Genomic DNA, 22,346 nt, shown 5'->3' with positions numbered 1-22,346 from the left:
ACCCGGCCTATGCCGACGAACCATTCGCATCGAGTTTTGCGCCCGATGCTTGCTCTGCTTCGACATCGGTGGCAACCCACAGCGTGTTCCGGATCTTTTTCTTCTGAGATACCGCTATGGCGACGAGAATCGCGCATACGGCTATGATGGCGACACCTGCATAAAACGAGATGTCGAAGCGCCCCGTTGCGTCGTAGACGAACCCGATCGCACTGCTGCCGAAGGCCGCAATGCACCCCGACATCCTGATATACGAAAGGATTTTCGCGTAGTCGCGTCGTCCGAAGATATCTGAAACGAGCGTTGCCATGCTTATGGTGATGATGACCGAGTTCGTTCCAAAGAAGAACGCACAGACCGCCAGCGGCAGTTGCTCTCTGAAGATCGCAAAACCCAGGAGCGACAACGCCGTAATGAGAAGCGTGATGAACGATGGAATGATAACCCCGATCTTGTCGGTGAGCCATCCCATGATCACCGTAGCGAACACGTAACCGATCATCGAGAGCGAAAGCATCTGCGAACCGAACATGTCGCCTAACCCTATCGACACCGAAAAGCCAGGTAGATGGGTGTTGTAGCCCGACATGAGCGCCTCGACTCCCCCATAGAGAAACAGCGCCCAGAAAGCGATGGTCAAAAGTGCTTTTTTCGCCGAAACCCCGGGATACATCGCAACGGCCTTGCCCTCGTCGGTTCTCTTCTCTTCGTACCCGTAGGGCTTGAGGCCCTTGTCCGCAGGCTTATATTTGAACACGAACAGCGTCCATGGCAAAACGAGCACGGCGGCGACTACGGCGAGAATCAGATACGTCGAACGCCATCCGATTTGGTTGATGAGCATCGTGCCGACAAGGGGGAACACGGCACCGCCGATTCCCGAAAAGCATTGCGTTATACCGAGAGCGAGCCCGCGCTTCTTATCGAACCAATTCTCTATGAGCACCGTCGCGGCAACCACGAACACGAAGGCACCGCCGATGCCGTACAGCACGCCGGAGAAGTACCACTGCCACACCTCCGTATACGTCGACATCAAGCCCATACCGATGCAGCAGATCGCCACGGCAACGCTGAGCACCACGTTGATGTTGTACTTGGGAAGAATCCGTGCAACGAACGGATACGTGAACGTCGTCACGAAAAAATACACCGTCACGTACAGGGCCAAGGGCCCGAGGCCGATACCCAAATCCTCGGTAACCGGCGTATAGAATATACCGGCCGAATTCATCATGAGGCCAAGGCAACACGCCTGCATAAAACAGCATCCTACAACGATCAGCCATGCGTAGTGGATGCCTTTTTTCTTTTCAGCCACTGAACAGTCCTCCTCGCAGTACGCCTCCCGCCCGCTTAGGCGGGAGGCGATCATCGGCCATGATTAGTTGGGCATGAACCACATGCGGCCAGGAAGGTGAAGTCCCGTTTTTTCCGGAAATCTTCCCAGCACGAGAGGCTTCGCGTATCCCATAATCAGTCCTTTCAACATCCTGGCGAAACGTACCCCTGGTAAACGGGTGCTACGCCTCCCAGTGAGCCTCTTTGACCTTCTTGGCGGGAATGAACGACAGCAGGATGATGGCGATGGCAATCACCGCGATCACCGCGCCGACCAAGAACGATCCGCTGTAGGTTTTCGTGGTGTCGAAAATGATGCCGATGACGGGAGCTCCCATCGATCCGCACAGGCCGACGCCCATCATGCAGTAAGACAGAATCTTGTCGTATGCTTTCATACCGAAGTGCTCGCGGGCAAGCATCGGCACTGAGATGGTTACAATCGCGTTGTTCATGCCGAAGAAGAAGGCCGTCGCCATAAGCGCCAGCTCACTCGAAGCGAAGGAGAAGCTGATGTAGCAGACGATGAGGATCGCATACAGAATGATCGTGAGCCAGCGCACGCCGATCTTGTCGACCAAGATGCCGCCGACGAACGATGCGATGATGTAGCCGATCTGAAGTGCGATCATGAGCGTTGAGGAGAAGATGAGCGCCTCGGGGCCGAGCACTTCGATGGCATTCGCCTGGACGAAGGAATTGTAGCTTCCGGGGAACGCGGAGAGCATGCAGCCCAAGAACAGAAGCACGAACGCGAGCGTGGGAAGCGCATATTTAAGCGGCACGCCGGGCAAACTCTTCGAATCGGTCATCTCGTTCTCATCGGCGCCGTAGGCATGCAGTCCGATCTTCGCAGGATCTTCGCTGAACACCGTCAGCGAGAAGAAAAGGATGCAGAGCAGAAGAACAGCGTTCACGTAGTACACACCCTGCCAGCCGACGACGGTGGAAAGGGAGGTGAACACGAGTGGGAAAATAGCTCCGCCAACACCGGACATGAGTTGGGCGATGCCGAGATAGCGGCCCAGAACCTTTTTACCGAACCACGCGCCCATGAGCAGCGGGGTCGCGTAGAGGAAGTACATGCCACCCGTCAAACCCATGACGGCCCCGATTGCCATGAACTGCCATGTCCACGTCGGATCGGCGAAGGTGAACGCCACGCAGCAAAGCGCCGTAATGACGACGTCGATGGAAATGATGATTTTCGCACCGAACTTCGGGATGAGGATACCCGCAAAGAACGTACCGAACAGGGCAGCAATACCGTAGCACGTGATCCACATCGCAAAGACGCCCATATCGATCCCGAGCGCACCGGGAACGATGGCGAAGTAAGCTGACGAAGAGTTCAGCACGGTACCCAAACCGAAAGCCTGCATAACGCAGCAGCCGGCGAATACGAGCATTGCCCTTTTCTTACTGCGCGCATCAATATCGGTAGTCATAACCTAAAACCTCCTTATTGAATGAAACCCCCACTATATGAGCCCTTCCAAGAGCAGCCGCTTTCGTACGCTCCCCCTTTCCGCATGCCCGTATTTCCCCTCGGAAGGGTCGAACGACCCGATCGCATCTCGGGCATTCGACGTATAAGACCGACCGTCGTTTTGCGGTGCCCGACAATCCTGCCGGGCACCGTCGCAGTCGGAAAGCCAGCCTACTTCGTGAAGAGCGCCCAGCGCGTCTCCCCGTCCATCTTGGCGGCGAGCTCTGAGACCTCGCCGTAGTACATGCACCACGCCTGGCAGTGCTGCACGCAGGCGGGCATCTTGCCCTTCTCGGTGCGTGACTCGCACAGGTCGCAGGCCTTCGTGATCACGGGAAGCCACGTCCACTCCCACCTGCCGGGGCCCTCGGGGGCGCCTCGGTACTCGTAGGGCCCGGTCTCGGAGAGCTTGATGCCGAACTCGCCCGCCGGCAGGCCCAGGTGCTTCTTGCAGGCCACCTCGCAGGAGTGGCAGCCCGTGCAGTACTCGTAGTTGATGAGAATCGCCTTGGTCATTGTTCGTCTCCTCCTTTAGGCCTGCATGGGCTGGTAATCATCGCGCCAGCCGCCGAGGCGGGTGATCTGCTCGCCGGGCATAACGTCGCCGTCGCTCACTTTGTAGATACGGCAACGCGTGCATTTGATCGGCGATCCGATGCCGCCCGGCCCCGATTGGAAATTGCGCGTGAGGTTGTTCACGTTGTAATCGAAACACCCATTCAAGTGCGGCTCCGCCGCATCCTCCTCGGGCTTCCACCACCCATGTTCAGCTGAAATGCAATCGTCGGGAATGCCCTCGAACACCTCAACCATCTGCTTACAGCGGCCCTCGTTGTTCTCCATCCAAATCCAGTCGCCGTCATGCAGGTCGTATTCGGCCGCCGTCTTCGGCGATACCTTGACGCGCGGTTCGGGATGGAATTCGCGCATCGTGGGCGCTTGGCGGTGCTCGGTGTGGAAGAACTCATACGAACGGGCTCCGTTGATCATGTAGAAGGGCAACTCCTCCATGATCTCGGGCGTGGTCTCCCACGTTTCAGGTGCCGGCGTGTATACCGGATAAGGGGGTATGCCCCACGCCTGAAAGATTGTCGGCACAAGCTCGATACGTCCCGATGGCGTATTGAACCCGACCTGGCCGTCGGGGCGCAGCATGCCTTTCTCGTGTTTGTAGTACGTGGCGTTCCACTCGTCATAGGCATGGCCACCTGCTTCGACAAGCTGGTCGAAGGTATAGGGGCACTTCGTAGTGATGGAGGGGCCGCTGTCGTCGGTAACCGACGTATGGCCCCACTCGTCATCGGTGGCCGCCGAGAAGTTTGCTTTTTTCACTTTGCCGTCAGGCCCGACAACCGCAAGGTCGGTAAGCAGGTAATCGTTGATGAAATCTTCGGCGCTGTCCCAGCGAACGAACAATTCAGGGTTCAGCCGCTTCCCGAGCCACAGCGCGATTTCCTCGTCGGATTTAGCTTCGTAGAAGCTTGTAACCTTCTTCATGGCGCGCAACGGCGTCCACCACGTACGGGCCGAATCGCGTTCGACCGACATCGACACCGGCAAAATGATGTCCGCAAGTGCCACCATCGTCGGCGTAATGAACGGATCAGCGTATACGATGAAGGGAATCTGAGACATGTACTTGTACGCGCGCGGTGCCTGCCCCTCATGCCCAGCGAAGGCGTTGCAGCTCTGCGCCCAGAGCATTTTGATGGGATACGGCTCGCCAGTCGCGGGAATCTCGCCTGCTTCGAGTACCGATGCCATCGCATCGCAGTTTGACATGCCGACGAAGTCGAGACCCTCGTCGCCCACCATCCACTTACGGAACTTACGCTCGAGCGCCTGCGGATCGGCGTACAGATCGACCGACGAGTAGCCTGCGTTGATATCAAAAGAGTTATGCACAAGCACGTGCGTACCCGGCTTCTCAATGTTGCCGCAGATAGCCATGAGATCGCAGACGGCCTCGACCCAATGCATCGAAGAGCTCGTACCCGCATCGAACACGAGGCCCCACTGGATGGCCCCCTTGTCGGCATGCGCATACAATCGAGCCGATGCCGCGATCAGATCGGCAGGAACGCCCGTAATTGACGAAGCCCATTCGGGAGTGAACTCCTGGACATGCTCCTTGAGCTCGTCGTAGTATGCGCACCAGTTCTCTACAAACTCGTGGTCGATGATATCTTCGTTCATGATGACATTCAGCCACGCAAGCGCAATGCAGCAGTCGGTGCCGGGATGCGGCTGCAACCAGTACTCGGCTCGCGCACCCCACCAGGTAAGCATCGGATCGATGGAAACGATTTTCGTACCGGCCTGCACGCATACGTTCAGCCAGTGGCCCAGATACCCGTCGCCGTTCGATTTAAGCGGTTCGTTGCCCCACACGACCAGTACGTCGGGACGCTCCCACTCGCTGTTTGCGTAGCGATCGGGCAGCGTCTCGGACGCATCCACGATTGGATAATCTCCCAAAGGTCCTGCAGCACCGCACACGCGCGGCATGTAGCACCACCATCCGGAGAAGTAGATGCCGCCCACATTCGCCGTCCTGAAGCACGCACCAGCGATGAAGGGCACCTGCCAGTTGATGTTGCGGCCCGTGCCGTGCCCGACGAGGATCGCTTCGCGGCCGAGACCCTTACCGTCGATCTCTTCTTTGATGTAGGTTTCGATCATGTCGAGCGCCTCGTCCCACGTGATGCGCTCCCACTTGTTCTCGCCGCGCTCGCCCGCTCGCTTCATCGGGTACTTCAAACGCTGCGGATGATTGACCATCTCCTCGAGGTCGAGGCAGCGCATGCAGAGCTTACCGTTCGCATAGGGATCGAGCGGATCGCCCTCGACCTTTTCCAGCTTGCCGTCTTTGGTATACAGCAGCACGCCGCATGAGTCGTGACAGCCGGGTGCCGTGTAGTTATACGTACGCGTTACGGTATAGCCGTCTTCCTCCCACGTTACCTCGCCCTCATGGTAGGCTGCGCGGTCTATGCCATCCAAGAATCCTTGATAATCGGCCATGAGCCATTCCTCCTTCTCGTCTCTGGCGTATGACGGTGCCATTGACGCGAAGAATAGCTCCGGACAAAAGAGGATGTCATCGTACCGTTGCTGGTGTTCGGGTGCATACCTATTTTTTGACGATAGCCGACCTCGGGAAACGCCAAAAGATCAGCCTAGCGCCAAAGGGCTATGGGTACGACCGACTAAGCCGCCCAACGCCTCATACCCGAAGACCAATGAGGCGAGAATCAGTCTTCACCGTACAGTTTCGTATTCTCGATGAGGTTTAAAAGCTCTTGCCGAGAATGAACGCCGGTTTTGCGGTAGATGTTTCTGATATGCGTCTGCGCCGTGCTGAGCGAAATCGTGAGTGTCTGTTCGATGTACTTGGCGTTGCGACCCTGGGCAACCAACATGAGCACTTCGTACTGCCGCTCCGAAAGCCCGTGCTGCTCACTTACCGCACGGCACCGTTTCTTCCACAACCCCTTCGTTTCGGGAAGCGATGCGCGTCCGACGTCTTCGACGCCCGATTCGGGAAACCGTGCTTTATGGCAGAACGCAGCGAGAAAGCTGTACGCAATCGCAATGGCCGCCGACACCTGCACCGCGAGAAGACCGCCCTGCTGTGCCATCAGGAAGACCGCGTAGCCGCATATGAGACCGAACGCCATGCCGCAATAATCCATGAGGCGAGCCTTTGAGAACGTGCGCAAAGGTGCCAAACGCGAAATGCGCACGTGTTCGACCATAGCAGCCCACCCGAAAACCGTATAAATGGAGAATAGCGCAGAGAGGACGCAGAGCGAGACGACCTGAACGACATCGCCGAACAAGAACAACGCTACAAAAGCCAGCATAGTCAACGGCGGCTTGAGCGGCGACATGCTCCGTTCGGTTATCATCCTCCGGTTCATCCAGTCGACCGCAAGAAGCGCCGCAGCTACAATCGCCGCACCGAGACACACCGCCGTCGCCCCCACTTCCGATGCAACGCTCACCGTGAAACCGAACTCGAAACTGCTGAAGGAGAGCATGATCGTCGAAGTCCAGAGAATTTTCGAACGTTTGTCGGATTCCTTGTTGCCGATAGCGAGCGGAAGAGCGTCTTCAGACCGAAAACGAACCAGAGCGACCATGCAGCCAAACGAAGTAGCCCACATGGCTAGGATCACGATGCGAGCGGCTTCTCGCACAAGATACTGCTCGATCAGGCATCCCGCAATCCCCGCAGCAACGCCTGCGGCTACAAGCATGAGTATGATACGGTTCGGCTGAGAGCACAGATAGCTGAACCACTGCAACGCTAAAAAGGAGAGTCCGACAGCGGACACGATCTGACATACTACGCGAACGGCAGTGAAGGAAATCGGCGCGAACAAAACCGCAGCCATAGCGGCAAGCCCTATGATTGCTCCCGCGAAAAGCACCGTGCATTTGCGACGCGCAATCACGTAAGCGCCCATGCGAACGATCATGAACCCGAGAGCCATGGACACCGCGTACACAAACCTGAGCTGCAGCGCGTCAACACCAATATCCGCAACGAGGTCGGGGACGACGACGAACAACGCCAGAATGGAGGCTATAGTGCACCCGAACCCGACGAAACCTCCCAAAGCGTCAACGCCGAGCTTAAGCGAACCTATCCCTACCGCACCTTTGGATTCGATTGCTGGCATACTATCACCTCACTTCGAAATCGTTCGGAACGGCAACAACGCTTACCCCTCGTAGAGCTCGTAAGCCTCAACGAGGTCCATCAGATCTTGCTGGGAATGAGTTTCCGTCTTTTTGTAGATCGAGTAGATATGAGCCTTCGCTGTATGCTGGGAAATCACCAACTGCTTTTGGATATACGCTGCATTGCGGCCCTTCGCAAGCAGATGCAACACCTCAGTTTGCCTGTTTGTCAGACCGTATATACGAGCTATGGCATCGCATTTTTGCTGGAAGTATTTTTTGCCGTCACCCGGATGGTCTGCTTGATGCTCGACCAGCTCGAACAGGATTTCTCCGTTTTGCCCGATACGGGCGATCCTCTCACCTTCCTCGTCTTCGCCTGGGTAATAGCTTTTCGTACTCAGGGTTGTCGACACGAGGATGAAGAACATCACGATGATAACGATCAGGACGGGCAGGGTCACATCGCCGAACACTTTGCTCGAAAAGGCCAACCATCCCGCCCCCAAACCGATGAGAAGACCGATGGACGCATAGAGGCGAGCCCAGGAGAACGCACGGATCGCAGAAAGGCGGCAACGCACGATATGTTCGCACGTTGCGAAAATTGCACTCGAATACGGTAGGAGCGAAAAGCCGAACGCGAGTAAGCATGGCACATAGCGCCATTCAGCGGGGATGAAAAGGAGTGCCAGGATACATGCCGCCAACACGGGAAGGAACAGCTTCCTAATAAACGATTCCTTGATGGTGAACGATTTCAGCGAATCAACGAGCAAGAGTACCACGACAACGAGCGATACCCCCTCGAGTAAAAACGATGTCGCTGAAGCATGCGCTTCCGCCTGCAAAAGCCAATAGAGCACAAACCCTTGGGCAACTGATCCCATCACCGTCAACAACGACGGTTTCCAGGTAATGAGCAGTCTCGAATCGGATTCGCGGGCCTCGATTGCCGGCATGGCGTCCATAAGAGCAAAATTCTTACGTAAGAAATAGTAGACCCCGCATGATACGAGAACGAAAGCCACGACGACAAACGGCGAGTACCTCTCATCGACGAGCAGCACACCGGCATACCAGACAAACGACAAAACGAATATCGAGGCAATTGCCACGCGTACTTGCTCCTTGAGATGCACACAAAGAAATTCGACCCAGAGCGTCGCAAGTGATGCCACGCCTATTCCTGCACATGCAGTCCTCACCGGAAGCACTGCATCCTGGAGAAATCCCGGCCATACCACAGGAAAAGCGCTTATAAGACCGCATACAAGAGCGATAACGAGAAGAAACCCCCTATGGCGCTGGAAGAAACCCGATAGCCGCCAAACGATCAGATACGTTATGAACAAAACCGCGGCAAACGCTATATGAAGCAACTGATCGACGCGTGTATCGGCAAGATGGGAATAGAGAAAATCAGGGGTGAGAAGAATCGAGAAAAACCAAGAGAAGCAAAACGACGCCCCTGCGATTCCTGCGATAAGATACGGGTTGACGAAAAGCCATTCGTTTTTCTTTTCGCGGGTCTTCTTTTCCGTCTGCTCGAGATCGGGTACGTGACTGATCGATACGTCTTCCATGCAACATCTACCCCCAGTTATTGCATTCGCCATATAAGAGAGTCGGCTCTCTCGTTTTTTAGACCGCGTCCAAGACGCTGTGGACTTCAAGCATCTAAGAGATTACCATAATCGTCCGACCGTTCGACGTGCGATCGGTAGTCCACGCGCTCCTAAACGTGCTCATTTCTTACTGTTACCACCTGATGTGTTCTATCGGACACCGTAAATCTTAGTGCTAAAGATACCATTTCCCCATGACTAAAGCCACGAGAAAAGCCATCGGTGCAAGAATCCGTTCGCTGCGCAAGCAAAACGGTTTGACGCAAGTCACGTTCGCCAACATGGTGAATATCGAACGGGCGTATCTCAGCAGGGTCGAATCAGGCGAAAGAAACCCGAGCATCGATATGATAGAGAGAATCGCAAACGGATTCGGCTTGACGCTTTCGGAGTTTCTCGACGGCATCTGAATCCGCAACGGCGACCGGATCGCTCAGGACACACGTTCTGTGCGATCAGCCGCTTTTCTTTCAGGAGGCGGCCCGGGTGGACGAGGAAACAGTGCGCCGCACCGCGTGCATATCTGCGCACCGAGTCCGTTCGCATACCCGCACCGCGGACAGCGTCCAGGTTCGGGTTCGCGACCGCATTTGTTGCAATGAGTACAGGGATAGCACATGCCTTCCTCCTTCCTGCCGAATCCGATACGCGCCAAACCTCTCGTACTCGCTCAAGCATTCGACGGCTTGCAGGCCGTTTTGCGGCGATGCGAACAATAACCGCATCGCCGCGATCGAGTATACAGCCTAATTGCCCCCAGGCCGATTCGGCGCACCGGGAGCCCCCGGAGCCTTCGGCGCGCCTGGCGCTCCCGGCGCTTTCGGCGCCCCGGGAGCCCCTGGAGCGCCCGGGCTACCGGGCATCGCCGGACCCGCCGGCAAGCGTTCGCCGCATTCGGGACATTCGGTTTCGGAAGCTTTGCATGGAGCACCGCATTTCGAGCACGTTTTGTCGAGCTCGACGGAAGCTGGTCTGAAACACATGGTGTATCCTTTCACTTTTACTCGAGAACCTGAAGGAAACTCTAGCAACGGGCTTCACCGAAAGCATCCCGTGATCGTCACTAAATAGAAGATAAGAGATAATACCAACAGACTAATCTTGTCTTCCCATCAGGTATTTTTCAGCTCATTTAAAGTATGAGACCGCTTGCAAGAGCACAAAAAAGCACCCAGGACGCTTGCGGGTATCATCGTTGCGTAAAAGAGAATTGCCGATTCATGCTCGCCGACTCATAGCGCTTTGCCGCGTTTTGCGGTATAGATAGTACCTATGGCATTCAGAATCGGCATAGACGCGGGGTCCAAGACCATCAAGGTCGTCGTTCTCGACGAGTCGGGCGCAATTGAGCGCTCGGCGTATCGCAGACACCGGGCCGACATCAAAACGACGCTCGGTGAGGTCGTGCACGACCTCGTGTGGCGCTACGGAGATGCGGCAGGCACAGTCGCAGTTACCGGTTCGGCGGGCATCGAGCTTGCCGCCGCGCTCGGGTTGCCGTTCGTGCAGGAGGTGGTCGCTACCACCTATGCCGTCCAGAACGCGCTGCCCCAAGCCGACGCCATCATCGAACTCGGCGGCGAGGATGCGAAGGTGGTCTACCTCTCGGGCGGTCTGGAGCAGCGCATGAACGCAACCTGCGCAGGCGGAACCGGCGGCTTCATCGACACCATCGCGTTCATGCTCGGCGTTTCTTCCCGAGAAATGAGCAGCCTTGCGATGGGTGCCACCAAAACCTACCCCATCGCATCGCGCTGTGCCGTGTTCGCCCAAACCGACGTACGGCCACTTCTCAACGCAGGCGCGAAGAAAACGGACATCGCCGCAAGCGCGCTCGATGCCGTCGTCAAGCAAACGCTCGGGGGGCTTGCCTGCGGACGCCCCATCACGGGCACCGTTGTGTTCCTCGGCGGTCCGCTCGAGCACATCGCGAGCCTTGTGCACCGCTTTCGCGCAGCGCTCGGACTCGATCATCGCACGGGGATCAAACCTGCGAACGCCCACCTGTTCACCGCATTGGGTGCCGCGCTCGCCGCGGGCGATCCCGCCCGGCTCGACGAAAGCCCGGTTGAAACGTCGCTTGTCGCACTCGAAGCCGCCCTAAAAAACACCTGCACTGCCCACGACGACCTCGCGCGTCTTGCTCCGCTCTTTTCGTCCGACGACGAGTACGAAGCGTTCAGAGCACGCCATGAAATGGAAAAGGTGCCGCGGCGGCGCATAGCGGATACCGAGGGCACCGTATACCTCGGCATCGATGCGGGGTCGACGGCGGTCAAGCTTGCATTGATCGACGACGACGAGCGCCTGCTGTACTCGGATTACCGACCCGTCGAAGGAAACGTGCTCGCAGCCGCCTCGGCGATGTTGCTCGATCTCTACCGCGCGCTGCCCAACGAATACGACGGCACGCCGCTTGTCCGCATCGCCCATGCCACCGTCACCGGGTACGGCGAGCGCTTACTGAAAACCGCTTTCGGCATCGATTCAGGCGTCGTCGAAACCACGGCCCACCTGCGAGCCGCCCGCGCCTTTCGACCCAACGTAAGCTTCGTGCTCGACATCGGCGGCCAGGATATGAAAGCGCTCTGGACCGACCACGGCGCGATCTCTAAAGCAGTACTCAACGAAGCCTGCTCGTCGGGCTGCGGATCGTTCGTCGAAGGAAGCGCTCACTCCTTGCGCTGCACGCCCTACTCGTTTTCAGATCTTGCCGTCAAGGCACCGGCGCCGGTAGACCTCGGCACCAAGTGCACGGTCTTCATGACCTCGCGCGTGCGCCATGCACAGAAGATCGGCGTATCCTACGGCGACATCTCCGCAGGCATCGCCTACTCGGTCGTCAACAATGCGCTCTTCAAGGTGATCGGCCTCGACAACCTCGATTCGCTCGGCAACGAGGTAGTCGTACAGGGCGGCACGTTTCTGTCCGACGCCGTGTTGCGCGCGTTCGAGCTCGTCACGAAAACCCATGCGCTGCGTCCCGACATCGCGCACCTCATGGGCGCATACGGTGCTGCGCTCGTTGCCCGATCGCGTGCCGGAAGCCGCCCGAGCACGCTTTCCACCAGCGAAGAGATCGCCGTGCTCGAACCACGCTTTCGCAGCGAAACCTGCCCAGGGTGTGCGAACGCCTGCGCACTCTCCATCGTCACATTCGAACAGGTCCGCGAGCGAGCGCCTAAAAACTCTTCCCAGGGGCGAGCGATAGCCGAACGTGCCCGCACGCCGCACGACCCGAACTCCGCCGCGCCCCCACGATGCTTCGTTGACGGCAACCGCTGCGAACGGGCTTACGGGTTCTTCGAGAACACTCAGGGGCGCATCGGCACGCAGGGCAAAACTCCCTCGAAAGCCCCCAACACCGTCGCGCTCGAGCAGGGCCTGCTCTTTCGCTTTGCCGACTGCGAAGGCAACGAGGCGGACGGGCGCGGGCACATCGTCGTCGGCCTTCCTTCGACCCTCAACGACTGCGAGACCATTCCGTTCTGGCACACGCTCATGGTGCGGCTCGGTTTCTCGGTTTCCACAGGCTTTGCCGTCGACCTCGGCTCGGGCGGAATCGATACCATCCCCTCGGAAAGCGTCTGCTATCCAGCGAAGATCGGCCACGAGCGCATCTTCTCGCTTATCGAGCGCGGCGCAAACGTCGTGTTCATGCCCGTATACCATCGCGGCTCGCATTGCCCGGTATCGAGCTTGTACGCTCGCGCCGTCAACGATAGCATGCCGCTTCTGCACGATGGCACCACCCGGTTCGCGAGTCCCGAACTCGCCTCCTTGAAACCCGCTCAGATCGTTTCGAGCGAAGAGGACCGCGCAGCGCTCTTCGCCGCCGTAAACTCCTTCGCACCGGGCGACCACCCCGTTTGCCTCGAAGAGTTCGACTGCGCCCTCACCGCCGCCCTCGCCGAGCAGGAGGCGTTCGCCTGCACGATGAGACGAGCATGCGAGAAGGCCCTTTCGTGGATCGAAGCCGAGCAAGCACACGGAATCGTGCTCGCCGGCAGGCCCTACCACGCCGACAGCGCACTGTGCCATGGCATCGATGCCATGCTCGCTTCGCTGGGATTCGCCGTCCTCTCGCCCGTCGGCCTCGATGAGCTCGCACGCTCCGCGCATAAAGCTCTGCGAAATCCTGCTTCGAGCGCACCTGCCACTACCGAAGCCTCCCTCGACACCTATTCCGCCGATACCGCTGCGCCCGCACGCAAGGCCGAGGCTCCCCTGGCCGCTGGCGAGGATGGCGCGCTTGCATCCCATGCACTCTGGAAGCAGGGCAAGCGCCTCGGCCGCCTCGCAGCGTTTACGGCAACCCGCAGAGACATCGACATGGTATGCCTGCAATCGTTCGGCTGCGCCTTCGATGCCGTGAGCCTGCTTGAGGCGAAACAGGTGCTCGAAGCCGCCGATCATCCCTTTACGGCGCTCAAGGTAGACGAGATCGCCGACACGGCGCACGTCCTCATCCGTTTGCGCACGCTCGCCGATACCATCGAAGGGAGGAAGGGCGCCGAGACCAAAAGGGCCACGAGCGGCGGCGGCTTTCCGTCTCCCCCGGGACGCGCGTGCGCCAGCTCCTCTGAATCCCGAATGTCGGCCTCCGCCCCGCACATCGCATCACGTACCGCTGCGGAGAATCCGAGCGAAGCCGAATCGGCCCCGTCTTTCCCTGGACATCCGCAGTCCCCGAGCCGCAGCGTAGCCCTCGGCAGAATCGAGCGCGAAGACGTCGAAGTCGGTCGTCAAGAGGTGAGCCAGGACATCTGCTCGACGGTGGCCGCCGTTGCGGGACGCATCATCAGGCTCAGCAGGGCCGATCCGCACATCGACACCGTCATCGTGGATGAAGGATGCGTCTCGTGTCTTTTCGACGCGCTTCCCGAACTCGTCCGCTTCCCGCTCGGCCGCGACATCGCCGTCGTCTTGAAGCGGCAGTGGTCGGCAGGCGAAGCGCCGCCTCGAAACGGCGGAGGAGGCTTCGAAAGACAACCGGCACATGCGGCCGCCCCGAGCAAGCTGTCGAAAGCCCCGACGCGCAAGCCTCGGATCGGCATTATCGGCAACCCCTATCTCACATTCGAGCGCGCCTTGAACGACGATCTCCTCTCGCTTATCGAATCGCTCGACTGCGAAGCGGTGTTGCCGCACGCAGATAAGCTCTTGGTCGATGATGTTCGCTATCTCGATCAGCTCAGGATATGGAACGATCGCGGCATCGACCATGTGGTGTATGCTCAGAGTTTCGGATGTCTGAAAGGGCACATCGAATCGCGCGGAGCGCTCAGGGAGCTGAAGGAGCGGTTTCCGAATTTGTCGATCACCGTCATCGATTACGACCCGGACGCTTCGGCGCTCAACCGCAAGAACCGCATCCTGCTCGTCGCGGAAGCTGCCAAAAAGAGAAACGCGCATGCTTCCGACGAACTTTAAGGCCGACAAACGGCAAAGCAACCGCGGGGGACGGCAAACGCTTTGCGTTCGATGCGCCGGCGAGCATGCGCGCACTGAGTATGATGACCGTTTTCGATCGAAAAAGCATGACACCGATAGGATGAAATCGGGTGCAGCCGTAGATAATGGGGTACTATTTTTTGCGATTTGCGCCCGCAATGAAGTATTAGAACCGCTTTCCGACGTAAGACTTTCAGTGCAGAGCAGCTTGTATCGGTCCTGGAAGGGAACAACGCATCCGAAACCGCAGCATACAGGAAGAGCCTAACAAAGGCGGCTATGGGATAGCGAAGGCCAAAGCGCAGCGCGCAAAAAGGCCTCCGAGCGAATAGATCGCTCGGAGGCCTTTATCTCTCTGATCGATTCGATGCCGACCTTACGAGGCGAACAGCTCGATCGAGTCACCTTCTTTGAGGGTGACCATAGCCTTCTTCCACGTGCGGGTCTTACCGAGCTGGTAGCGGACGCGCTTGGGCTTGGCTTTCACGTTGAGCGTGTTGACCTTCGCTACCTTCACGTCGAAGATGGCTTCGATCGCCTGGGCGATCTCGACCTTATTAGCGGTCTTGGCAACCTCGAACGTGTAGCAGTTCTGCTCCATCATGTCGTAGCTATGCTCCGAGATGATCGGGCGGATGATGACTTCGCGGGGATCCTTCATTATGCGAGCACCTCCTCGATGCGAGCCAGGGCGGCTGCCGTGAAGACGAGCGCCTTGTTGTCGATGAGCTCGTAGGTATTCGCCTCGGCAACGGGAATCACGTTCACACGCGGAAGATTCCGAAGCGACAGGTACGCGTTCACGTCGTCGTCGGCGATGACCACGGTCGTACGGCCTTCGCACCCGAGCGCCTTAATGGCAGCTGCAGCCTGCTTGGTCGAGGGCTTCTCGAAGCCGAACTCCTCGATCACGATGAGTTCGCCGTCGGCCAGCTTCGCGGAAAGCGCCGAGCGCATCGCAAGCTTCACGACCTTGTTCGGCACCTTGATCGCATAGGAACGCGGATGGGGGCCGAACACGGTTCCGCCGCCTGCCCACTGGGGCGAACGGGTGGAACCTTGGCGGGCACGGCCGGTACCCTTCTGGCGCCACGGCTTCTTGCCGCCGCCACGCACCTGACCGCGGGTCAGCGTGTTGTGAGTGCCGCTGCGCCACGAGGCGCGCTGGGCACGGACAACTTCGTGCATGGCATGCACGTTCGGCTCGATGCCGAACACGGAAGCGGACAGGTCGGCGCTTTTGACCTTCTTGCCGCTTGCATTCTTTACTTCAATACTTGCCATAATGTCTTAACTCCTCAAGTTTCTCAAGCACTCTATGCCATGCGAATGCGGACCACGGCGTTCTTACCGCCGGGAACAGCGCCCTTCACGAGGATGAGGTTCTGGTCTTCATCGATGCGAACAACATCGAGGTTCTTCACGGTGACGGTTTCACAGCCCATGTGACCGGGGAGCTTCAGGCCCTTGAACACGCGGGACGGCGTAGCGCACTGGCCGACCGAACCCGGAGCGCGATGGAAGTGCGCACCGTGGCCGCCCGGACCGCCGGCGAAGTTGTAGCGGCGCATAACGCCTGCGAAGCCTTTGCCCTTGGACGTGCCCGTCACGTGAACCTTCTTGGCATCGTTCAGGTTTGCGACCGTTACCTCGTCGCCCACCTTGAAATCGCCCGCAGCGTCCACACGGACCTCGCGAAGGTAACGCACCGGATCGGTGCCCTGCTTCTTGAAGTGCCCCGCCATCGGCTTGTTGACCTTCTTCTCCTTGATGGAGCCGAAGCCGAGCTGAACGGCTTCGTAGCCGTCGGTCTCAGCGGTTTTGACCTGGCAGATCTTGTTGGGCTCCGCTTGGATGACCGTCACGGGAAGCACGCGGTCGTCCTCGGCGAAGATCTGGGTCATACCCAGTTTCTTACCGTAGATGGTAGTGATCATGATCGTTTGCCCCCTTACAGCTTGATCTCGATGTCGACGCCGGCCGGGAGGTCCAAACGCATCAGGGAATCGACCGTGTTGGGGGTCGGCTCCAAGATGTCGATCAGACGCTTGTGCGTGCGCATCTCGAACTGCTCGCGCGAATCCTTGTTCACGTGGGGTGAACGGATCACGCAGTACATGTTGCGCTCGGTCGGCAGCGGAATGGGACCGGAAACCTTTGCACCCGTCTTCTGAGCGGTGTCCACGATGAGCTTCGTGGACTGATCCACGATCTCGTGGTCATAGCCCTTCAAGCGGATGCGAATCTTTTGATTAGCCACTTGTTTTACCTCCGTTAGCTATAAGCGAAATGCGGCAGCCGAAAGGCTTACGCGTTCCCGCCAGCCTTGCTGATGATTTCTTCTGCAACGTTCTTCGGGACCGGCTCGTAGGAGTCGAACTGCATCGTGTAGACTGCGCGACCCTGCGTACCGGAACGAAGATCGGTCGCGTAACCGAACATTTCGCTCAGGGGCACCTTCGCCTTGATGGTCTTCGCGTTGCCGCGATCGCCCATGCCCTGGATCTGACCACGACGGCTCGAAAGGTTGCCCATGACGTCGCCCATGTACTCTTCCGGCGTCTCGACCTCGACCGACATCATCGGCTCGAGGATGACGGGGCTCGACTTCTTGAGGGCGTCCTTGACGGCCATGGAGCCGGCAACCTTGAACGCGGCCTCCGAGGAGTCGACCTCGTGATACGAACCGTCGACGAGCTCGACTTTGATGTCAACGACCGGGTATCCGGCGAGCACGCCCGAGTTGAGCGCTTCTTGGATGCCCTTGTCGATCGGGTTGATGTACTCCTTGGGGATAACGCCGCCCACGATCTTGTTCTCGAACTCGTAGCCATCGCCCGCCTCTTGCGGAATCAGGTTGATGACCGCATGGCCGTACTGGCCGCGACCGCCCGACTGGCGCACGAACTTGCCCTCGGCGCCCTGCACCGGCTTGGTAGCCGTTTCGCGGTAGGCAACCTGCGGCTTGCCGACGTTCGCCTCGACCTTGAACTCGCGCAGCAAACGGTCGACGATGATCTCCAAGTGGAGCTCGCCCATACCGGCGATGATGGTTTGGCCGGTTTCCTGGTTCGTGGAAACCTTGAACGTCGGATCCTCTTCGGCGAGCTTCTGGAGTGCAACGCCAAGCTTGTCCTGCTCGGCCTTGGTCTTCGGCTCGATGGCGATGTCGATAACCGGATCGGGGAACTCCATCGATTCGAGGATGATCGGAGCCTTCTCGTCGCAGAGCGTATCGCCTGTGGTGGTGTCTTTGAGGCCGACGGCCGCGCAGATGTCACCAGCGGAGCAGGAATCGATGTCGACGCGGTTGTTCGAATGCATCTCGAGCAGACGGCCGATGCGCTCCTTCTTGTCGCGCGTGGCGTTGATGACGTAGCTGCCTGCGTCGAGCGTACCGGAGTACACGCGGAAGTACGTCAGCTTGCCGACGAACGGGTCGGTCATGATCTTGAACGCAAGCGCCGCGAACGGGCCCTTCGGATCGGAAGCGCGCTCGTCTTCTTCGCCCGTATCGGGGTTGACGCCCTTGATGGCGGGAACGTCGATCGGGCTCGGAAGGTAGTCCACTACGGCGTCGAGCAACTCCTGCACGCCTTTGTTCTTGTAAGAGGAACCGACGAACACCGGGTTCATCTTGCTCTCGATCGTACCCTTGCGGATGGCGGCCTTGAGCTCCTCGACGGAGACCTCTTCCTCCATGAGGACCTTCTCCATGAGGTCGTCGTCGCAGTCGGCTGCAGCCTCGAGCAGCTCCTGGTGGCGCATCTCGGCTTCGTCGGCGAACTCTGCGGGAATCGCGTCCATCGGCTCGGGGTAGGTCATGCCCTTGTCATCGGCCTTGAAGTCCCATGCGGTCATGGTGACAAGATCGATGACGCCCCAGAAGTTGTCCTCGGCGCCCATCGGCATTTGAGCTGCGATGGCAGGTGCGTCGAGACGGTCCTTCATGGTGTCGATGGCATGGAAGAAATCTGCTCCCACGCGGTCGTACTTGTTGATGTAGGCGATGCGCGGCACGCCGTAGCGATGCGCTTGGCGCCACACGGTTTCGGACTGGGGCTGCACGCCGGCGACCGCGTCAAACACAGCGACGGCGCCGTCGAGAACACGCAGGCTGCGCTCGACTTCGGAGGTGAAGTCAACGTGGCCGGGCGTATCGATAATCTGGATACGGTAGCTCACGCCTTCCTTTTCCCAGAAGGTCGTGGTGGCCGCCGAGGTGATGGTTACGCCGCGCTCCTGCTCCTGGACCATCCAGTCCATGGTGGCAGCGCCGTCGTGAACCTCGCCGATCTTGTGGGTCTTGCCCGTGTAGTAGAGGATGCGCTCGGTGGTCGTGGTCTTACCGGCGTCGATATGAGCCATGATGCCGATGTTGCGCGTATCCTTGAGGGGTGTTTTAGCCATACTCGATACCGCCCTTCTTAGAAGCGATAGTGCGAGAATGCACGGTTGGACTCGGCCATCTTGTACAGATCTTCGCGCTTCTTAACCGAAGCGCCGGTGTTCTCGGAGGCATCGAGGATTTCGCCTGCGAGGCGCTCTTTCATGGTGTGCTCCTTACGCTTGCGCGAGAAGTCCACGATCCAGCGAATCGCGAGCGTGGTGGCGCGACGGGAGTTGACCTCCATCGGCACCTGGTACGTTGCGCCGCCGACACGCTTCGGCTTGACTTCGAGGGTGGGGCGCACGTTGTCCATGGCTTTCTTGAACACGGCCAGCGGATCGCCACCGGTCTTCTTTTCGATGATATCGAAAGCACCATAGACGATGCCCTCGGCGACGGACTTCTTGCCGTCGAGGAGGACTTTGTTGATCAACTGCGTGACCAAACGATTGTTGTACGTTGCATCCGGCTGCACTTCGCGGCGGATAGCTGCTGCACGACGCGGCATTCTTTCTCCTTTTCCTGTCTGCGTGCTTCGGGGCGCTTGCGCCCATTAGGCCGATTGGGCCCGCACGGCTTAACGATTGCTAGTTCTTGGGCCTTTTAGCGCCGTAGCGGCTACGGGCCTGGCGGCGGTTGTCAACGGCTGCGCAGTCGAGCGCCGCACGGATGACCTTGTAGCGAACACCCGGGAGGTCCTTCACGCGGCCGCCGCGCAGAAGCACCATCGAGTGCTCCTGGAGGTTGTGGCCGACGCCGGGGATGTAGGCGGTCACTTCCATACCGTTGACGAGGCGAACACGGCAGACCTTGCGAAGAGCCGAGTTCGGCTTTTTCGGGGTCGTGGTGAACACGCGGGTGCACACCCCGCGCTTCTGCGGGTTGCCCTTCAGTGCCGGCGTCTTGCTCTTCTCAGCCGACTTGCTGCGGCCCTTGCGGACCAGCTGGTTGATTGTAGGCAAAGCTGTACTCCTTCTACCTTTTCCGTTTGACTTCCCTTACTGTATATAAGAGGAAGCCGTTTCTTCTACGCTTCCGAGTGCGTTCAGCTGTTACGCACACGAAAAATCGCGCCCCTTAGAGACGCGAACGAGAACTTTATCACCCGCCATCAGGCTTGTCAAACGCCACGCACCCGGGTGTATCTATAGCCAATCATGTACGTTATGCCTGATGGATGGTTTGTTTGAACACGCTTGAGCGCATGAATGATTATTATAGCTTCAAAACTTTCGTCGCACACTGAGATCTTACCGAAAGATCGCCTCGAGCATTGAGTCACGTTTTTAGTTTAAAACGAGAGGATATCAAGAAGCATACGGGGAGAAACGCACAGATCGGGAATATGCCGACAAAGCGCCTTATCGTACGTTGCGCAATACTCGACCGCGCAATGCCGAGCGGCAGCGAGCAGAAGATTGTCTTCGAAGTCTCCGTGGACGGAGCGAAGCGCACACGCCTCGCCGCACTCTTCGCTGCCAACCGGAAGAATCGTCGAAAGGGCCATGATCTGCTTCGTGCAGCTCCAGGCGATTTCGTGAGCAGCACGAGCCGACCTCTCGCTTACACCCCCCTGTTCTAGGAACTCTTTACGTTTGAGGTTTAACCCCGTAAGGTAATAGAAGTCTTTGAGGACCATCGGCGTCACGCATATCTCGTCTCCGCAACTCGACAGCCGATCGACAAGCTCGAACGCCTCGTTGTCAACCGTTTCGTGAATTCCATGGTAGTCGAGCCACACGTTTGTATCAACCAAAACCCTAGCCACGGTCCATCGCCTCATATTTCTCGAGCTTCTCGAGATACATCATCTCAACAAGCTCGTCGTAGGAAATGTCTTCGAATACCGACGTGCTTCCGGGGGGAACCAGTCCTTTGTCGATCGCTAGACGAAGGGCCATTCCCGCGCCTTCGCGGGCTAACGTGATCTTGCGCTGCCGTTCCGCTTCGCGCGCCGCGGTTTCGGCTTCCGCCATGAAATCGGGGATCGTGCCGTGAGCGGCAGCGTACTCCCATAATGCGCGGACGGCTTCCGAAGGAGAATACCCATGCTTTGCCAGCACCTCGTCGCCCTTCCGCTTAAGTGCGGAATCGATGCGCGTATTCATCTGCGTTGCGGCCATGCGCTTCTCCTTTCATGCTATACAGTATAGCACATCATAAGCTGAGCAGAGGCGGGGCACCGACCGCGCATCCGAAGCCTAGTCCGCGAACTCGGCGATTATCGCTTCGATAAACCGTTCAGTACCCTCGATGTCTGCTATGGCGATATGCTCGTCAAGGGAATGGAACGCCGTCATGCCGATGCCGAGCGTAACCGCTTTCGCGCCTTTCGTGGAAAGCAGGTTCGCATCGGCTCCCCCGCCCGACACCGTCGTTTGAGGCTCAAGACCTGCGGCGCGCGCAGCAGAGAAGAGCTTCTCGACGATCTCGTCGGCCTTATCGATAAGCACGCCCGGATAATCGAGGCGCCAGTCGATATCCACCGAACCTTCAAACTTCTCCGCTGCCTTCGTCAGCGCTTCGGTCATTCGATCGCGCACTGCGTTCACGCGGTCTTCGTAGAGCGAGCGACACTCCCCTGCAAGCGAGCAGCTGTCAGGGACGATATTGACCTCGCGCCCGCCCTCAACCATGCCGATGTTTGCCGTGGTGCACTCGTCAAGGCGCCCGAGATGCATCGACGCGATGGCTTCGGCTGCCATCTGGATGGCCGACACGCCGTTTTCAGGCTCAACGCCGGCATGGGCGGCGCACCCGAGAAACGTCGCGCGAAGCGTGTAGTGAAACGGTGCGCCGAGCACGATGGAACCAGGCGCGCCGTCGGCATCGAAAACGAAGCACGGCACGGTTCCGTCGAACAGATCCGCCTCAAGCGCACCTGATCCGAGCAGGCTCAGCTCTTCGCACACCGTGAACACGACGGTGATCGCCGGACGGGGCCTGCCGTCGGCAACGACCGCTTCAAGCGCTTCGAGGATGGCGGAGATGCCCGCCTTATCGTCGGCTCCGAGCACGGTATCGCCCGCCGAGCGCACCACGCCGCTGTCGACAACCGGCTCGACGCCGCAACACGGGCTCACGCAATCCATATGAGCCGAAAGCGCGATATGGCCCGACACCGTGCCGGGCAAATGTGCGATGATATTGCCGGTATCCGATCCCGTAGCCTCCTCGGTCGCATCGATGCGAACGGTACATCCGAGCGCTTTCAGACGATCTGCGCAATATGCGGCAACCTGCGCTTCATGGCGCGAAGGACTGTCGATTCGGACGAGATCGAAAAACGTATCGAGCAAACGCGCAGTATCCATAAGTCGTGTCCTTTTACTCTAGCGGGCCTTGGGCGTGGATG

Annotated in this window: 19 protein-coding genes; 2 read left to right on the top strand and 17 right to left on the bottom strand. The window is 58.6% G+C overall.

What is annotated here, in order from left to right; translation table 11 throughout:
- Positions 1 to 7 precede the first annotated feature (7 nt).
- The 6 genes from FJE54_RS09005 to FJE54_RS08980 form a co-directional block, all read right to left on the bottom strand.
- Complete coding sequence (locus FJE54_RS09005) at positions 8 to 1,321, bottom strand: MFS transporter (protein WP_180326675.1); 1,314 nt, start codon at positions 1,319 to 1,321, stop codon at positions 8 to 10.
- A gap of 202 nt (positions 1,322 to 1,523) precedes the next feature.
- Complete coding sequence (locus FJE54_RS09000) at positions 1,524 to 2,789, bottom strand: MFS transporter (RefSeq protein WP_139652462.1); 1,266 nt, start codon at positions 2,787 to 2,789, stop codon at positions 1,524 to 1,526.
- A gap of 212 nt (positions 2,790 to 3,001) precedes the next feature.
- A complete protein-coding gene (locus tag FJE54_RS08995; protein WP_139652461.1) occupies positions 3,002 to 3,346 on the bottom strand; it encodes a 4Fe-4S dicluster domain-containing protein in 345 nt (114 codons plus the stop codon).
- Positions 3,347 to 3,361: 15 nt separating this feature from the next.
- On the bottom strand, positions 3,362 to 5,854 hold the full coding sequence (locus tag FJE54_RS08990; protein ID WP_139652460.1) for a molybdopterin-dependent oxidoreductase: 2,493 nt from the start codon (positions 5,852 to 5,854) through the stop codon (positions 3,362 to 3,364).
- Positions 5,855 to 6,084: 230 nt separating this feature from the next.
- On the bottom strand, positions 6,085 to 7,518 hold the full coding sequence (locus FJE54_RS08985; RefSeq protein ID WP_139652459.1) for a helix-turn-helix transcriptional regulator: 1,434 nt from the start codon (positions 7,516 to 7,518) through the stop codon (positions 6,085 to 6,087).
- A gap of 42 nt (positions 7,519 to 7,560) precedes the next feature.
- Positions 7,561 to 9,105 (bottom strand): response regulator transcription factor, encoded by a 1,545-nt coding sequence (locus FJE54_RS08980; protein WP_180326674.1) that lies wholly within the window; start codon positions 9,103 to 9,105, stop codon positions 7,561 to 7,563.
- Positions 9,106 to 9,341: 236 nt separating this feature from the next.
- Between FJE54_RS08980 and FJE54_RS08975 the strand changes: the two genes are divergently transcribed.
- The gene (locus tag FJE54_RS08975) at positions 9,342 to 9,557 is read left to right on the top strand and encodes a helix-turn-helix domain-containing protein (protein ID WP_139652457.1); all 216 of its coding nucleotides are present in this window, start codon (positions 9,342 to 9,344) and stop codon (positions 9,555 to 9,557) included.
- Positions 9,558 to 9,580: 23 nt separating this feature from the next.
- Here the strand turns inward: FJE54_RS08975 and FJE54_RS16510 are convergent, their stop codons facing one another.
- Positions 9,581 to 9,766 carry a zinc-ribbon domain-containing protein gene (locus FJE54_RS16510; protein WP_439653132.1) on the bottom strand — a complete coding sequence of 62 codons (186 nt, stop codon included), beginning with the start codon at positions 9,764 to 9,766 and terminating at the stop codon, positions 9,581 to 9,583.
- A gap of 653 nt (positions 9,767 to 10,419) precedes the next feature.
- On the opposite strand from FJE54_RS16510, the gene FJE54_RS08965 reads away from it, so the two are divergent.
- Positions 10,420 to 14,580 carry a BadF/BadG/BcrA/BcrD ATPase family protein gene (locus FJE54_RS08965; RefSeq protein ID WP_139652456.1) on the top strand — a complete coding sequence of 1,387 codons (4,161 nt, stop codon included), beginning with the start codon at positions 10,420 to 10,422 and terminating at the stop codon, positions 14,578 to 14,580.
- 397 nt (positions 14,581 to 14,977) lie between these two features.
- On the opposite strand, the gene rplW is transcribed toward FJE54_RS08965, so the two are convergent.
- The 10 genes from rplW to FJE54_RS08915 form a co-directional block, all read right to left on the bottom strand.
- A complete protein-coding gene (rplW, locus tag FJE54_RS08960; protein WP_139652455.1) occupies positions 14,978 to 15,262 on the bottom strand; it encodes a 50S ribosomal protein L23 in 285 nt (94 codons plus the stop codon).
- Entirely contained in the window at positions 15,262 to 15,885 is a 624-nt protein-coding gene (rplD, locus tag FJE54_RS08955) for a 50S ribosomal protein L4 (RefSeq protein WP_139652454.1), read from the bottom strand. Before rplD ends, rplW begins: the two co-directional genes overlap by 1 nt.
- Positions 15,886 to 15,917: 32 nt before the next feature.
- A complete protein-coding gene (gene rplC / locus FJE54_RS08950) occupies positions 15,918 to 16,538 on the bottom strand; it encodes a 50S ribosomal protein L3 (RefSeq protein WP_139652453.1) in 621 nt (206 codons plus the stop codon).
- A 14-nt stretch (positions 16,539 to 16,552) separates the two neighbouring features.
- Positions 16,553 to 16,861, bottom strand: coding sequence for a 30S ribosomal protein S10 (gene rpsJ / locus FJE54_RS08945; RefSeq protein ID WP_102377598.1), 309 nt, complete (start codon positions 16,859 to 16,861; stop codon positions 16,553 to 16,555).
- 47 nt (positions 16,862 to 16,908) lie between these two features.
- On the bottom strand, positions 16,909 to 19,011 hold the full coding sequence (fusA, locus tag FJE54_RS08940; RefSeq protein WP_139652452.1) for an elongation factor G: 2,103 nt from the start codon (positions 19,009 to 19,011) through the stop codon (positions 16,909 to 16,911).
- Between the two features lie 17 nt (positions 19,012 to 19,028).
- Positions 19,029 to 19,499, bottom strand: a complete 471-nt coding sequence (rpsG, locus tag FJE54_RS08935; RefSeq protein WP_139652451.1) for a 30S ribosomal protein S7 — start codon at positions 19,497 to 19,499, stop codon at positions 19,029 to 19,031.
- 79 nt (positions 19,500 to 19,578) lie between these two features.
- Positions 19,579 to 19,953 (bottom strand): 30S ribosomal protein S12, encoded by a 375-nt coding sequence (rpsL, locus tag FJE54_RS08930; protein WP_139652450.1) that lies wholly within the window; start codon positions 19,951 to 19,953, stop codon positions 19,579 to 19,581.
- A gap of 329 nt (positions 19,954 to 20,282) precedes the next feature.
- A complete protein-coding gene (locus FJE54_RS08925) occupies positions 20,283 to 20,759 on the bottom strand; it encodes a type II toxin-antitoxin system VapC family toxin (RefSeq protein WP_180326672.1) in 477 nt (158 codons plus the stop codon).
- Complete coding sequence (locus FJE54_RS08920) at positions 20,752 to 21,114, bottom strand: type II toxin-antitoxin system RelB/DinJ family antitoxin (RefSeq protein WP_139652448.1); 363 nt, start codon at positions 21,112 to 21,114, stop codon at positions 20,752 to 20,754. The genes FJE54_RS08925 and FJE54_RS08920 overlap by 8 nt, the downstream gene beginning before the upstream one ends.
- Before the next feature lie 78 nt (positions 21,115 to 21,192).
- Positions 21,193 to 22,305, bottom strand: a complete 1,113-nt coding sequence (locus tag FJE54_RS08915; protein WP_139652447.1) for a M20/M25/M40 family metallo-hydrolase — start codon at positions 22,303 to 22,305, stop codon at positions 21,193 to 21,195.
- Between the last annotated feature and the right edge of the window lie 41 nt (positions 22,306 to 22,346).

Origin of the sequence: Raoultibacter phocaeensis (assembly GCF_901411515.1) — a bacterium.
GTDB lineage: Bacteria > Actinomycetota > Coriobacteriia > Coriobacteriales > Eggerthellaceae > Raoultibacter > Raoultibacter phocaeensis.
The sequence above is the reverse complement of the archived record's forward strand: the minus strand, read 5'-3'. Positions and strand labels throughout refer to the sequence as shown.

What these genes read in the sequence shown, in the direction of transcription:
- FJE54_RS09000 (WP_139652462.1), bottom strand. Translation starts at nt 2,789, where the DNA reads ATGACTACCGATATTGATGCGCGCAGTAAGAAAAGGGCAATGCTCGTA.
- FJE54_RS08995 (WP_139652461.1), bottom strand. Translation starts at nt 3,346, where the DNA reads ATGACCAAGGCGATTCTCATCAACTACGAGTACTGCACGGGCTGCCAC.
- FJE54_RS08990 (WP_139652460.1), bottom strand. Translation starts at nt 5,854, where the DNA reads ATGGCCGATTATCAAGGATTCTTGGATGGCATAGACCGCGCAGCCTAC.
- FJE54_RS08985 (WP_139652459.1), bottom strand. Translation starts at nt 7,518, where the DNA reads ATGCCAGCAATCGAATCCAAAGGTGCGGTAGGGATAGGTTCGCTTAAG.
- FJE54_RS08980 (WP_180326674.1), bottom strand. Translation starts at nt 9,105, where the DNA reads ATGGAAGACGTATCGATCAGTCACGTACCCGATCTCGAGCAGACGGAA.
- FJE54_RS08975 (WP_139652457.1), top strand. Translation starts at nt 9,342, where the DNA reads ATGACTAAAGCCACGAGAAAAGCCATCGGTGCAAGAATCCGTTCGCTG.
- FJE54_RS16510 (WP_439653132.1), bottom strand. Translation starts at nt 9,766, where the DNA reads ATGTGCTATCCCTGTACTCATTGCAACAAATGCGGTCGCGAACCCGAA.
- FJE54_RS08965 (WP_139652456.1), top strand. Translation starts at nt 10,420, where the DNA reads ATGGCATTCAGAATCGGCATAGACGCGGGGTCCAAGACCATCAAGGTC.
- rplW (WP_139652455.1), bottom strand. Translation starts at nt 15,262, where the DNA reads ATGAAGGATCCCCGCGAAGTCATCATCCGCCCGATCATCTCGGAGCAT.
- rplD (WP_139652454.1), bottom strand. Translation starts at nt 15,885, where the DNA reads ATGGCAAGTATTGAAGTAAAGAATGCAAGCGGCAAGAAGGTCAAAAGC.
- rplC (WP_139652453.1), bottom strand. Translation starts at nt 16,538, where the DNA reads ATGATCACTACCATCTACGGTAAGAAACTGGGTATGACCCAGATCTTC.
- fusA (WP_139652452.1), bottom strand. Translation starts at nt 19,011, where the DNA reads ATGGCTAAAACACCCCTCAAGGATACGCGCAACATCGGCATCATGGCT.
- rpsG (WP_139652451.1), bottom strand. Translation starts at nt 19,499, where the DNA reads ATGCCGCGTCGTGCAGCAGCTATCCGCCGCGAAGTGCAGCCGGATGCA.
- FJE54_RS08920 (WP_139652448.1), bottom strand. Translation starts at nt 21,114, where the DNA reads ATGGCCGCAACGCAGATGAATACGCGCATCGATTCCGCACTTAAGCGG.
- FJE54_RS08915 (WP_139652447.1), bottom strand. Translation starts at nt 22,305, where the DNA reads ATGGATACTGCGCGTTTGCTCGATACGTTTTTCGATCTCGTCCGAATC.